9 protein-coding genes are annotated in these 14,074 nt (G+C 65.2%); 8 read left to right on the top strand and 1 reads right to left on the bottom strand.

The window, feature by feature from the left end; translation table 11 throughout:
- The first annotated feature begins 112 nt into the window (after nt 1-112).
- Nucleotides 113-2,473 carry a TonB-dependent receptor gene (locus H2LOC_RS19805; RefSeq protein ID WP_162009806.1) on the top strand — a complete coding sequence of 787 codons (2,361 nt, stop codon included), beginning with the start codon at nt 113-115 and terminating at the stop codon, nt 2,471-2,473.
- Between the two features lie 42 nt (nt 2,474-2,515).
- Here H2LOC_RS19805 and uvrC read toward each other — a convergent pair whose 3' ends face one another.
- Complete coding sequence (uvrC, locus tag H2LOC_RS19800; protein ID WP_154331736.1) at nt 2,516-4,498, bottom strand: excinuclease ABC subunit UvrC; 1,983 nt, start codon at nt 4,496-4,498, stop codon at nt 2,516-2,518.
- 232 nt (nt 4,499-4,730) lie between these two features.
- Here uvrC and H2LOC_RS19795 point away from each other — a divergent pair, with 232 nt between their 5' ends.
- The 7 genes from H2LOC_RS19795 (at nt 4,731) to pssA (ending at nt 14,040) form a co-directional block, all read left to right on the top strand.
- Complete coding sequence (locus H2LOC_RS19795; protein ID WP_136494388.1) at nt 4,731-5,375, top strand: glutathione S-transferase family protein; 645 nt, start codon at nt 4,731-4,733, stop codon at nt 5,373-5,375.
- Between the two features lie 267 nt (nt 5,376-5,642).
- A complete protein-coding gene (locus H2LOC_RS19790; RefSeq protein ID WP_425487348.1) occupies nt 5,643-8,234 on the top strand; it encodes a DNA translocase FtsK in 2,592 nt (863 codons plus the stop codon).
- Nucleotides 8,235-8,352: 118 nt separating this feature from the next.
- On the top strand, nt 8,353-9,189 hold the full coding sequence (locus H2LOC_RS19785) for an outer-membrane lipoprotein carrier protein LolA (RefSeq protein ID WP_246206911.1): 837 nt from the start codon (nt 8,353-8,355) through the stop codon (nt 9,187-9,189).
- 72 nt (nt 9,190-9,261) lie between these two features.
- Nucleotides 9,262-11,040, top strand: a complete 1,779-nt coding sequence (locus H2LOC_RS19780; protein WP_136494386.1) for a SulP family inorganic anion transporter — start codon at nt 9,262-9,264, stop codon at nt 11,038-11,040.
- A gap of 49 nt (nt 11,041-11,089) precedes the next feature.
- Nucleotides 11,090-12,055 carry a DnaJ C-terminal domain-containing protein gene (locus H2LOC_RS19775; protein ID WP_136494385.1) on the top strand — a complete coding sequence of 322 codons (966 nt, stop codon included), beginning with the start codon at nt 11,090-11,092 and terminating at the stop codon, nt 12,053-12,055.
- A 249-nt stretch (nt 12,056-12,304) separates the two neighbouring features.
- Complete coding sequence (locus H2LOC_RS19770; protein ID WP_425487347.1) at nt 12,305-13,120, top strand: phosphatidylserine decarboxylase; 816 nt, start codon at nt 12,305-12,307, stop codon at nt 13,118-13,120.
- A 62-nt stretch (nt 13,121-13,182) separates the two neighbouring features.
- A complete protein-coding gene (pssA, locus tag H2LOC_RS19765) occupies nt 13,183-14,040 on the top strand; it encodes a CDP-diacylglycerol--serine O-phosphatidyltransferase (protein ID WP_136494383.1) in 858 nt (285 codons plus the stop codon).
- Nucleotides 14,041-14,074 lie beyond the last annotated feature (34 nt).

Raw genomic sequence — 14,074 nt, 5'->3', positions numbered from 1 at the left:
CAAATTAAGTAAAAGAACTATATTGCGAATCGACGGGTCGAAGCCTGCTCCGGGAAGCCCACCGGACCGAGCAGCCGCGCCCGAGATCGCCGGGCAGAGAGGCAGAAACGTCATGAAGCGCACCGCGTCGGCCAGACAGTCCCTTCCGAGCTGCGGCTTCCGGGCTCGCCTACTCGCCAGCGGCTCACTCGCCGCGCTGCTCGCTTTTTCGAACTGCGCCGACGCGCAACAGGCTCTGCCGGCGATCGACATCGGCGGCGCGGGGGCTTCAGGGCGGACGCCGAGCGCGACAACTTCCGCCGAAACGTCCAAAAACACGATCATGGACACGCCGCGCGATGCGGCCGCCACCGAATACGCCGTCGGCGCGCAGGGGATCGACCTCGCCTCCGGCGGGGGCGGAACCAATCCGATCCGCGGCATCTCCCGTCTGCCCTCGGTGGACGCCCCGGAGATCGACCCTTACGGCCTCGCCAATATTCCCGGCGGCAACAAGGGCCTGCGCATCCGCGGCGAGGTCAGCCAGCACGGCAACAGCACCGGAACGGTGGAGGGCCTGCCCCTGTCCGGGATCGATCCTGGCCCAGGATCCACCTTTCTGATCGACAACGAAAACCTGAGCAAGATCGTCCTTCACGAGGGCCCCATGCCCTCGAACGTGAACGCTTATTTCACCGTCGGCGGCGCGTTCGACAGCCAGATTCGCTGGCCAGAAGAAAAAATGGGCGGTGAAATCTCGCAGAGCGTCGGCTCCTTCAGCTTCCTGCGCACATTCGCCCGCGTCGACACCGGGACGATCCTCAACGGAACGACCAAGGCCTTTCTCTCCGGCTCCTTCGTCGACGCCGACAAATGGCGAGGGTCCGGAAAATCGCCGCAAGGCAAGGGCGATTTCAACTTCGGCCTCGACACGAGGCCGACGGAGGCCTTCGAGGCCAAGATCTTCGCGGCAAAGACCAGCTTCGACGGCAACACCTATCGCGGCCTGACCTATGATCAGGCCAGCAATCTCGGCGTGTACCGCTGGTTCGACTTCGCCGCCATTCCCGGCTCGCTGCCGAGCCAGATGAACAATTACTACGGCTACAATCTCCAGCATTTCGACATTTGGACCGCGTTCTCGGAGTTCAGCCTGCGACTGAACGAGGCGACGCGCGTCGTCGTCAAGCCCTATTATTATCGCGAGGACGGCTACTACCTCGACGGCATGGCCAATGGCATGGTCCGCAAATGGCTGATCGACCACGACATGTACGGGGTGGTCAGCGAGATCCAGTCGCGAGTCGCCGATACGGACGTGACCGTCGGCCATTGGTACGGCGTCCAGAACCTGCCGGGCCCGCCCACCGAATGGCAGATGTTCCAGCCCAACGCCGCCGGCGGCCTCACCGGCGGCTCATGGTCGGTCCTCGCGCAGCAGAAGAGCTCTCACAACTTCAACGCCGCCTATGGCGTCGCCGCCCGCGATTTCGGCCCCCTGCATCTCGAAGCCGGCGCCCGCTACGTGTGGGAGCATATGGCTGGCATCGACGAGTATAACGCGAACGGCGTCACGGGCCTGCCCTACGACACCGCGCTCGCGCTCTCTTCCGGCGTCATCCCCAACCGCAGCGTGACCGGCTTCACCGTCGGGACATTCCTCCCCTACGGCGCGCTCTCCTATGACCTCGCCAAGGACCTGAAGCTGAAATTCAGCGGCGGCGGCGGCTATGGCGGGGGGAGCTACGACGGTTGGCCGGCCTATCAGCAAAACGCAAACGCGTTCATGAAGCAGGGCATTACCGCCGAGCAATATTGGCATACGATTCGGCCCGAGACCTCGACACAGCTCGATCTCGGCTTGCACTGGTCCTTCTCCGACTGGTTCGGCTCCGGCTTCATCGAGCCCACCGCCTATTACTCGCGCAACCACAATAAGAACGTCTCCTACGATCCGGGCGTCGGCGTGCCCTTCAGCCAGAATGTCGGCGAAGCGCAAGGCTATGGCGGACAGCTCATGGCGCATTACTCCCCCATCGAGACGGTCGATCTCTTCGCCTCGCTCGGCTATCAGCGCCTCGAATTCCTCCAGAACCTGCCGGTGCTCCCCGGCGCGTCGGCGGCGACGGTCTATTCGGCCCAGGTGGTCGGCCGACAATTGCCCGATGTGCCCTATTGGATCTCGACCCTCGGCGCCAATTGGCGCGTCGATGAATTCACCTTCACGCCGATCCTGCACATCGTGGGCTCGCGTTCGGGCGACACCTCAGGATTCCAGCCGCTCGCCGGCTACGCCACTCTGGACCTCACCGGCAAATATACCCATAAGCTCGACTGGGGGACGCTCGAAGCCAGCCTGTCGATCATGAACATCACCGATACGCACTACATCGGCTTCATCAACAACGGCTATTATCAGCAGAGCTCGAGCTCCGGCATCTATTTCCCCGGCCCGCCGCGCAGCGTGCTGGCGAAGATCGGATACAAGTTCTAAAAGCGTTTCCAGCCGCAGTGGATGCCGGTTCGGCGCGCGGGATCAATCGCCGCGCTGAAAATGGTCGAACACCAGCCGCGCCGTCGCCTTGTTCACGCCCGGCACTTTCTCGAGGTCCGAGAGCGCCGCGCCGGCCACGGCCTTGGCCGAGCCGAAAGCGAGCAGCAGGGCTCGTTTGCGCGAAGGCCCCACGCCGGCGATTTCGTCGAGCGGATTTTTCGTGAAAGCCTTTTTGCGGCGTGCGCGATGAGTTCCGATCGCGAAGCGATGCGCTTCGTCCCGTAGCCTCTGGATGAAATAAAGCGCAGGATCGTGGGGCGGCAGGCGGAAAGGCTCGCGGCCTTCCGCAAAAAACGTCTCTCGCCCAGCATTGCGGTCGACGCCTTTCGCCACGCCGACGATGGTGACGCCCTCGACGCCCGAAGCCTTCATCGATTCCCAGGCCGCGTCGAACTGCCCGCGCCCGCCGTCGATCAGAATGAGATCGGGTTTCGAGGGAAAAGCCTCGGGGTCTTCCTCGCGCTCCCCGGTCTTGGCCAGCCGGGCGAAGCGCCGCGACAGAACCTCGCGCATCATCCCGTAGTCGTCTCCGGGCGTGATCGCTTCGCCCGCTATGTTGAATGTGCGGTAATGCGCCTTCATGAAGCCGGCGGGACCGGCGACGATCATCGCCCCGATCGCCTGCGCGCCGCCGGTGTGGGAGTTGTCGTAGACCTCGACTCGCCGCGGGGGAGCTTCGAGCCCGAACAGCAACCCGACTGCGGCGAGGAGCTTTTCCTGGCTGGCGTCTTCCGCCAGCTTGCGCCCGATGGTCTGGCGCGCATTGGTGAGAGCGTGCTCCACCAGTTCGCGCTTCTCGCCTCGCTGCGGCGTTGCGACCTCGACGCGGCGCTTTGCCCGCACATAGAGAGCGTCCTCCAGGACGTCCTTATCTTCGATATTATGCGACAGCAGCACCAGCGGCGCCGGAGGATGCTCGCCGTAGAACTGGGTCAGAAATGCGTCCAGCACTTCTTCTTCGGAAAGGCTCTGGTCGGCGCGCGGAAAATAGGCGCGATTGCCCCAGTTCTGATAGGCGCGAAAGAAGAAGGCCTCGATACAGAAACGCCCCGCTTCCTTGGCGATGGCGAAGACGTCGGCCTCCTCGACGCTGCGCGGATTGACCCCCTGCGCGCCCTGAATGGCGGAGAGCGCCGAAATGCGGTCGCGCAGCCGCGCCGCGCGCTCGAACTCCAGCCGCTCCGCGGCGGCGGTCATTTCGGCGGCGAGATGCTCGCGCACGCTGCGGCTTTTGCCGGTCAGGAAGTCCTGCGCTTCCTGCACCAGCTCGGCATAGTCCGCGATGCTGATCTCTCCGGTGCAGGGGCCGGCGCAGCGCTTGATCTGGTAGAGCAGGCAGGGGCGGGTGCGGTTCTCGTAAAATGAGTCGGCGCAGGAGCGCAGCAGAAAAGCGCGCTCCAAAGCGTTCAGCGCCCGATTGACCGCCCATGCGCTGGCGAAGGGACCGAAATAATCGCCTTTTCGCGCGCGGGCGCCACGATGCTTGGTGATTTGCGGGGCCTCATGGTCGCGCGCGATCAAAATATAGGGAAACGACTTGTCGTCGCGCATCAGTACGTTGAAGCGCGGCTTGAGCTGCTTGATCAGATTGGCTTCGAGCAGCAGCGCATCGGTTTCCGTCTCCACGGAAATGAACACCATGCTCGCGGTCGCGGCGATCATGCGGGCGATGCGGTTCACATGGCCGGCGAGGCGGGTGTAGCTCGCCACCCGCTTTTTGACGTTTTTCGCCTTGCCGACATAAAGCACGTCGCCGTTTTCGGCGATCATGCGATAGACCCCGGGTCCGTTGGGCGCGTTCTTCCAGTAGCTCCTGATCACGGCGATGCCGCGCTTCACGCTCTCCGGCGTCTCGGCCTCGTCAGAGAGGTCGACCCCGGAGCTTTCCTCGAGAGCGAAATCCTCCTCGTCTTCGGGGAATTTATCCTCCGGGGGAGCGTCGGCGGACCGGGCGGGGGAAGTCATGGCGATGATTTAGCGCGTTTTCCGATCGGACCGAAAGTCCGATCGATCAGAATTCTCCCGTCGGAAAGATGCGCTTTCCGATCGGACGGAAACGTCCAATCGACAGGAAACCTCGCCAAATGACAGCCTCGAAGAAGGTCCGCCCGCAAAAAATGAAGGCGGCGCTGCGGGCGCCATTATTTTGATCCCGCCGCCGCGCTATCTGGACCCCATTGCCTGCGAGGAACCAGATATGTCCGATACGCCCGAATTGACCCTGTATCACGCGCCGCGCACACGCTCCTCGGGCGTTCGCATCCTGCTCGAAGAGCTGGGGGCGCCCTATCGCCTGCATATTCTGAACCTCAAGCTCGGCGATCAGCTCAAGCCCGAATATCTCGCCGTCAATCCGCTCGGCAAGGTCCCGGCGATAAAGCACGGAGACGCCGTGGTGACGGAGCAGGTCGCCATCTACATCTATCTCGCCGACGCTTTTCCGGATGCGGGACTGGCCCCGGCCATCGGCGATCCCTTGCGCGGCCCCTATTTGCTCTGGCTCGCCTTTTACGGTTCGGCTTTCGAGCCGGCGATCGTGGACCGCTCGCAGCAGCGCGCTCCCGATTCGCGCGCCATGAGCCCCTATGGCGATTACGACGCCGTGATTTCGGCCGTCCGGTCGCAGCTCGCGGGCGGACCTTATCTTTTCGGCGACAGGCTGACGGCCGCCGACCTGCTCTGGGGAACGGCCCTGCGCTGGACCACCATTTTCGGGCTTGTTCCCACAACGCCCGAAATTTCCGCCTATTTCGAGCGCATCGCGTCGCGCCCCTCCGCCCGCAAGGTCGGTCGGGAGGATCATGAACTCGCGGCGGCGCAGGAGATCGCGGCCAAGGGCTGAAACCGGCGCGCTTGCCGCCCGCCCGGACCGTCCTGCCGACATGAAATCCCGCCACATCAACGAGTTGAAGCGCATTTTCCGGCAGATCGCCGTCAAATTCTGCGACAACGCGCTCCAGATTCCGGTTAACTCCTCTTAACGGTAAATTTCCTCGGCGCGTTCATTATCGCGGCAAACGGCGCCTCGCCGCCCAGCGCGCCCTCGCCTCGCGAAAGCCGGCGGGCTTTTGCGGCGGCGCGGGCGAGACCAGCAGCGAACACGGGCTTGATGGAAATCATGACGCGCAGCCAAAGTCTTGGGTCCGCATCCGACACCTTTCGCGAATTCGCGCGGCGGCGCGCGGCGGAAGCCGTCGGGCTCGCCACGCTCGGGGCCTGCGGAGCCCTGACGGCGGCGCTCGTCACCTGGTCGGCGCGGGACCCATCGCTCAACCACGCCACCGATGGGCGGGTCCATAATCTTCTCGGCGCGCCGGGCGCGATCGTCGCCGATCTGTTCATGCAGCTCTTCGGGGTGGCGACCATAGCCGCCATTCTCCCGGTCGCGGCGATCGGAATGCGCCTCCTCACCCATCGCGGCGTCGAGCGTTCGGGGCTGCGGTTCATGCTGTGGATCGTGGGCGTGCTTTCCGCCGCCGTCACGGCTTCGCTTCTGCCGGTGACCGACCGTTGGCCGCTGCCGACCGGCCTCGGCGGCGTCGTCGGCGACGCCGTCCTCGCTCTCCCGCGCCATCTCGCCGGCGGCGCCAGGATCGCCGTCGCGATCACGGGCCTTCTCTCGATCGTGGGAGCCATTCTGGCGCTGACCGGCGCGGCCGGTTACGGTTTCGAGAGCGAGAGCGATCTGAGGCTCGACTCCGAGGAGGAACAGTCTCGACCGCTGCAACGCCCGGCCAAGGAGGACGACGACGAGGACGCCGCCGGCGAGCCGGGCGTCGCGATCGTATCGGTCGGAGCCGCCCTCCACGCCGTTCTCACCGTAAAAGCCTTTCTGCGGCGCAGTTTCGAAAAGCTGCGCTCGGCCCGCAGGATCGCCGCCGGCCCGACCCCGGACCAGCAGGACCACCTCTCTCCTTCAAACGCCGGTCTCCATGAGCGCCGGGAGCCGATATTCGGCGATCTGAACGATTTCGACGCCGATGAACCGCCGGCGCGGCCCCGGACCGCCGCCCGCGCCGACGCTTCCGTTCCGCCTTCCCGGCTCGTCGTCAGCCCCCCCGGCCAGGTGGTTCCCGCCGCGGCCGCGACGGGGGGAAAGCAAGTGATTCGCGAGCGCGCCGCAGCGCCGGCGGGCAAGGGCGCTCCGTCCCGCCCCTACCGGCTGCCGGAACTCGAACTTCTCGCCGAACCGAAAAAGCCCTCTGCCGGCGCCAAGATCTCCCAGGACGCGCTGGAGCAGAACGCCCGCAACCTCGAGGGCGTGCTGGACGATTTCTCTGTGCGGGGCGAAATCATCAATGTGCGTCCGGGTCCGGTGGTGACGCTTTATGAGCTCGAACCCGCACCGGGCATAAAATCCTCCCGTGTCATCGGCCTCGCCGACGACATTGCGCGCTCCATGTCGGCGGTCTCGGCCCGCGTCGCAGTGGTGCCCGGCCGCAACGCCATCGGCATCGAACTGCCGAACCAGCGCCGCGAAACCGTCTATCTGCGCGAACTGCTGGCCTGCGAGGATTTCGCGACCTCCAAGCACAAGCTCGCCATCGCGCTCGGCAAGACCATCGGCGGCGAGCCCGTCATCGTCGATCTCGCCCGCATGCCGCATCTTCTGGTCGCTGGCACCACGGGCTCGGGCAAATCGGTCGCGATCAACACCATGATCCTGTCGCTGCTCTACCGGCTGAAGCCCGAGGAATGCCGGCTGATCATGGTCGATCCCAAGATGCTGGAGCTTTCGGTCTACGACAACATTCCTCATCTGCTGACGCCGGTCGTCACCGATCCCAAGAAGGCGGTCGTGGCGCTGAAATGGGCGGTTCGCGAGATGGAGGACCGCTACAAGAAGATGTCCAAGGTGGGCGTGCGCAACATCGACGGCTTCAACGCCCGCGTCGGGGAGGCCCGCGCCAAGGGAGAGGTCATCACCCGCACGGTCCAGACCGGCTTCGACCACGAAACCGGCGAAGCCATCTTCGAGCGCGAGGAAATGGATCTCGCGCCTTTGCCCTATATCGTCGTCATCGTCGACGAAATGGCCGACCTCATGCTGGTCGCCGGCAAGGATATCGAAGGCGCGATCCAGCGCCTCGCGCAGATGGCCCGCGCCGCCGGCATCCACCTCATCATGGCGACGCAACGTCCTTCGGTCGACGTCATCACCGGCACGATCAAGGCCAATTTCCCCACCCGCATCTCCTTCCAGGTGACGAGCAAGATCGACAGCCGCACCATTCTCGGGGAGATGGGCGCCGAGCAGCTGCTTGGACAGGGCGACATGCTCTACATGGCGGGCGGCGGGCGCATTTCGCGCGTGCACGGGCCCTTCGTCTCGGACGGCGAGGTCGAGCATATCGTGAGCTATCTCAAGACCCAGGGTCAGCCCCAGTATCTCGACGCCATCACCACCGAGGACGAGCCCGCCGAGGCCGGCGAGGCGCCGGCGGCGAGCCCGGGCTCGATGGACGCCGAAGAATCCGGCGATCTCTACGACCGCGCCGTCGCCATCGTCCTGCGCGACAAGAAATGCTCGACCAGCTACATCCAGCGCCGCCTGTCGGTCGGCTACAACAAGGCCGCCTCTCTGGTCGAACAGATGGAGCGCGAGGGCGTGGTCAGCCCGCCGAGCCACTCCGGCAAGCGCGAAATCCTCGTCGGCGGCGGGATCGACCGCGGCGCCTTCGATATCGAGGCGGCGGAGTGAGGGAAGCCATCGGCTTCCCTCAAAAACCACGGAACCGGCGTATTTCCTTGATAGCTTTTCGCTAGCCCATAAATGGGCGGATAATCGATTCTGATTCGACCCCTCGGAAAACGCCCCCGTGAAAAACCTCTCCTGCGCCGTGCTGGCCCTCGCTTTGACCCTTTCCATGAGCGGCGCCGCCCCGGCGGAAGATTCCTCCAAAACGACCCCGCCCAAGCCGGCCGCCGCCCCCGCCAAGCCCAAACCGGCCAAGCCTCACGCCGCCGCCGAAAAGACGAAGCCCGCCGCTCCGGCTCAGGCCGCGGCGCCCGCCGCCGGCGACAAGACGGCCCCCGCGGCCGCAGCGGAGCAGGAACTCCCGCCTTTGCCGCCCGGCAAGGTCGAAAGGGCCGAAGCGGTCAAGCGCGCCAACGCCTTTTTCAACGCCTCTCCCGTGATGACCGCGGATTTCGTGCAGATGGGCGCCGACGGCAGGCGCTCGGAAGGCAAGCTCTATGTCCAGAGGGCGGGACGCGTCCGCTTCGAATATGCGGAACCCGCGACTCTGGAGGTCGTCTCCGACGGCGTGCAGGTCATGGTGCGCGACCGCAAGATGAAGACCCAGGACCTTTATTTCATCAACCAGACGCCTCTGAAATTCCTGATGAAGGAGAAGATCGACCTCGAGACCGACGTCAAGGTCCTGGATGTTTCGTCGGACGATTCGGGCGTCATCGTCTCGGTGGAGGACAAGGCCACCTTCGGCGGCACCTCTTATCTGAAGCTGATCTTCGACCCGAAGACCTTCAAGCTGAAGCAGTGGCAGATCACCGATCCTCAGGGCAACCAGACGCTTCTGTCGCTGTTCAACATCGACCAGAAACGCACGCCCGATCCCGCCCTCTTCAAGATCGAGCAGGCCGCCAAGGCCGAAAAGGCGGACAAGCCCGAGGAAAAGACCGAGAAGACCGAATAGCGAAGGACTCAGGGCTTTCGCGCCGCGCGTCCGGGTCCCCGGGCGAAGGGCGCCACTGAAGGCGTTTCCAGCATGCAAGCCGAGCCCGCATTCGACTGGCCGATCTTCCGTTCCTTCCGGGGCCTTCGGCTCTCCGGGCTGCACTACGATCTTCTCGCCGGGCTGACGCTCGCCGCCATCGCCATTCCCGAGCAGATGGCGACGGCGCGGCTCGGCGGGTTTCCGCCTTATGTCGGCTTTCTCGCCTTCATCGCCGGCTCCGTGGCCTTCGCCGTCTTCGGCTCCAACCGGCTCCTGTCATCCGGCGCGGACTCGACCATCACCCCCATTTTTGCGGGTGCGCTGGCGCTGGTGGTTTCGACCGATTCGCCCGAATACGGCTTTCTCGCCGCCGTGCTGGCGCTGCTGATCGGCGCTTTTCTCCTCCTCGCCGGATTGCTGCGGGCCGGCTGGATCGCGGATCTGCTCTCGATCCCGGTCATGACCGGGTTTCTTGCCGGAATCGCCGTGCATATCGTGGTCTCGCAGGCGCCGGCCCTGCTCGGCCTTCCCGCGGGCCATGGCGAAATCTACGACCGCCTGGTCGCCCTCTCCCACGAAATCCGGCAAACCAATTTCCTCACGCTGGCGATCGGCCTGTTCTGCCTCGCCGTCATCGAGATTTCCGAGCGGATCAGTCCGCGCATCCCCGGCGCCCTCATCGCCCTCGCCGCGGCGACCGTCGCGGTCGACCATTTCGGGCTCGAGGCCAAAGGCGTCGCGGTCGTCGGCGGCGTCGCCTTCGAGGCCCCGCATTTTTCCTTTCCCGCGCCCACGCTGGACCAGCTCTCGCATGTGATCGGCCTTGCGGTGGTGGTCTCCATGGTGGTGATGGTCCAGACTGCGGCGACGTCGCGGTCTTTTCCGGGCGACGCGGGCGAGCGGCCCGACATCGACCGCGACTTCATCGGCCTTGGGACGGGCAGCGCCCTCGCCGGATTCCTGGGCGCGTTCCCGGTCAATGCGAGCCCGCCGCGCACGGCGGTCGTCGCGGAGACCGGCGGGCGGAGCCAGATTTCCGGCCTGATCGCCTGCGGCGTGGTCGTGATGACGGGCCTTTACGGCGCCGATGCGCTCGGCAAGGTCCCGGCCGCGGCCCTGGCCGGGGTGCTGCTGTTCGTTGCAGGGCGGATCTCGCGGCTGCGCGAGTTTCGCGACATCGCCGGCAAGACCAGGGCCGAATTCGGCCTCGCCGTCGCCACCGTGCTCGGCGTCGCCATGCTGCCGGTGCAGACCGGCGTCGGGCTTGCGATCACGCTGTCCTTGCTCCACGGCGTCTTCACCACGACGCGCAGCCGCCTCATCGAATATGAACGGCTGCCGGACTCCTCCGTGTGGTGGCCGCAAAGCCCCGCCATAACCGGGGAAAAGCTCTCGAGCGTCATCGTCGTCGCCTATCAGGGCCCGTTGTCGTTCCTCAACGCCTATGATTTTCAGAAGGACCTGGAGAAGAAAATAGCCGACGCCGGCCCAAGCCTCGCGCTGGTGGTGCTGGAGGCGAGCGGCATCGTCGAAATCGACTTCACCGCCGCGCGAATCCTGAACGCGGCCATCGCGCAGTGCCGCAAGGACAAGATCGACTTCGCCATCGCCCGGCTCGAATCGTTACGCGCCCAGGATGCGCTCGGAAGATTCGGCGTGATGGCGACCCTTGGCGAGGGACGCATTTTTCACAGCGTCGACGAAGCGACCCGCAAGCTCGCTCCAGGGGCTGCGACCCTGCGGCGGGCGAGAGAAGACGAAGCTGACCGTGAGCTCCCGCCTGCGCTTGCGCCAGAACGGGATCAAGCCCAAATAGCACAAGAGACGTGAGCGGCCGCAGCGATTTTGACGGCCGCACAAATTGGGCCTGCGGGAAAACATGAGAGATCCATATGAAGTATTGGGCGTCGCCCGCTCGGCGACCGCCAGCGAGATAAAGAAAGCCTATCGGCAGCTCGCCAAAAAATACCATCCCGACCACAACAAGAGCGATCCCAAGGCCAAGGAGCGTTTCGCCGAGGTCAATTCGGCCTATGAGATCGTCGGGGACGAGGAAAAGAAGGCCAAGTTCGATCGGGGCGAAATCGGCCCCGACGGCAAGCCGCGCTTTGCCGGTTTCGAGGGATTCGGCGCCGGCCCCGGCGGCTTCGGCGGACGGGCGGGCGCGGGGCCGGGATCGCATTATGAATTCAATTTCGGCGGCGGCGGAGGCCGGGCCGGCTTCGACCCCTCGGACCTTTTCGCCGATCTTTTCGGCGCCGGAGCGAAGCGCGGCCGCGGAGGCGCGGGCGCGCCGCCGCCCCGCCGCGGAGAGGACGTCGCCGCCACCGCGACCATACCGCTGGAAACGGCGGCCCTCGGCGGCTCGACGCGCGTCGTGCTGCCGAGCGGCCGCACGATGGACGTCAAGATTCCCGCAGGCATAGAAGACGGCAAGCAGATCAGGCTGCGCGGCCAGGGGCAGCCGGGGCCGATCGGCGGCGAAGCCGGCGACGCCCTCATCGCCGTGAAGATCGCGCCGCATCCCTTTTTCCGGGTGGAGGGCCGCGATCTGCGTCTCGATCTGCCGGTCACGCTCTATGAAGCCGCTTTGGGCGGGAAGATCGCCGCGCCGACCCTGTCGGGCAAGGTCGAGCTCACGATCCCGGCCGGCTCCAACGGCGGCCGCACGCTGCGGCTGCGCGGCAAGGGCCTTCCGGCGTCCGACGGCAAGCCTGCAGGCGATCTCTATGTTTCGCTGAAACTCATGTCCCCTGAGGCCTCCGACCCGGAATACGAGGCCCTGATGACGAAATGGCGCGACGAGAAACCCTACGAGCCGCGCAAATTCTTCGACAAGGCGTGAAGTTCTGGCTCGCTTTGCGGGCTCCCGGTCTATTGGCAAACCTCTGAGGCGGCCTCGTTTTTCGAGACGCGAGCACATCTCGCTCCTCGAGATGAGGGCTATGAAGGAACTGGCAGGCGAAGAAGCCCCTCATGCTGAGGAACCTGCGAAGCAGGCGTCTCGAAGCACGGGGGGCGATATCGTGACGTGGTCGGCAGTCTGCGCGCCCCGTGACTTTGGCGACGCAAAATGGCAATACAGCGCGGTTAAATCGAACGGGCCGCCGGCGACCTCTCGCCGGGGTCCGCGGGTCGGCGCCCTGGTCCGGCTTTCCGCTCGGGCGCGACTGCGCGCGCGCAAGGCGCCAAAGCACGGGAGAGAGATTTCATGTCGGTGATTGATTCCGTTCGCAAATCGCTCGTCCCGGTTCATCCGGAAGGCTATATTTTCATCGCCGGCTTCGCCATCGTCGCTTTCGTCCTCCACTGGCTTTCCCCGACGCTGGGCTGGATCGGCTTCATCGCTACGGCCTGGTGCGTGTACTTCTTCCGCGATCCCCCGCGGGTGACGCCGCTGCGCGAAGGCCTCGTGGTTTCCCCCGCGGACGGCGTGATCTGCTCGATCGGCTTCTTTCTGCCGCCGGCCGAACTCGGACTCGGCGCCGAGCCGATGCAGCGCGTCTCCGTGTTCATGAGCGTCTTCGACTGCCATGTGAATCGCGCCCCCATCACCGGACGCATTGCCCGAATCGCCTACCGCCCCGGCCTCTTCGTCAACGCCGACCTCGACAAGGCCAGCGAAGACAATGAGCGCAACGGGCTCGTCATCGACGCGCCGCAGGGCCGATTCGGCGTCGTGCAGATCGCCGGGCTCGTCGCCCGCCGCATCGTCTGTTTCGCGCAGGAAGGCGAAACCCTCGGCGTCGGAGACCGCTTCGGCCTCATTCGCTTCGGCTCGCGCGTCGACGTCTATATGCCGACCCACGCCAAGCCCACCGTAGCGATAGGTTCGCGCGCCATAGCCGGCGAAACCGTGCTCGCGGACCTCACCACCAGCACGCCCGCGCTCTCCTTCAAGGCGGGCTGACCCCCGGGCTCTTTCCGCTTCGATCTGAGCGGAAAGAGCCCGCCAAAGATGCGAGCCAGAAAATGAGCGAAGAAAAATCTTTCGACTTCTCCTTCGGCTCGTTGAGCCCGCTGGAGCGGCGCCGCCTGCGCTTTCGCAATATTCCGATCCGCGTGGTGCTGCCCAATCTCGTCACGCTGCTGGCGCTGTGCATGGGTCTGACCGCGATCCGCTTCGCGGTCGACGGCCGCTTTGAAACCGCCGTGCTCGCGGTCATGGCCGCTGCGGTGCTGGACGGGCTCGACGGCAGGCTCGCGCGCGCCCTTAAAGGAACCTCGCGTTTTGGAGCCGAGCTCGATTCGCTCGCCGATTTCGTGGATTTCGGCGTGGCGCCGGCCCTGCTGCTCTATTTCTGGGCCCTGCATGAGATCAAGGATTTCGGCTGGTTCGCCGCTCTCGCCTTCGCCATCGCCTGCGCCCTGAGGCTCGCGCGCTTCAATGTGATGGCGGAGAACCCGGCCCGTCCCGCCTGGCACGCCGACTTCTTCGTGGGCATGCCCTCCCCGGCCGGCGCTGTGACCGCGCTGCTGCCGCTCTATCTGCATCTTTCCGCCATGGAGCTTCCGACCTCCAAGGGCTTCGTGGTCATCTACATTCTTTACGTGCTGCTGATCGCCTTTCTGATGGCCAGCCCGATCCCGCATCTGTCCGGGAAGCGCGTCGGCAAGATTTCTCGCGACCTCATCATTCCGCTGCTGTTCGGCGCCGGCGTGACCCTGCTGCTGCTGGCGATCTATCCGATGGAGGTCCTCACCGTCCTCAGCGTCGCCTATCTCGCGGCGATTCCCTTCGGCCTGCGGCGCTATAACGCCCTTGCGCGGGCGGAGGCCGAGAAACCCAAGGCGGAAGACGCCGGCCTTGCGCCTCCCGGGGCGGCCTGACGGGGTCGCGATCACTCTGGCGCTTGCAATCGCA

Origin of the sequence: Methylocystis heyeri (assembly GCF_004802635.2) — a bacterium.
In the GTDB taxonomy this organism is placed as follows: Bacteria; Pseudomonadota; Alphaproteobacteria; order Rhizobiales; family Beijerinckiaceae; genus Methylocystis; species Methylocystis heyeri.
This window is presented reverse-complemented; position numbering and strand designations above follow the sequence as displayed.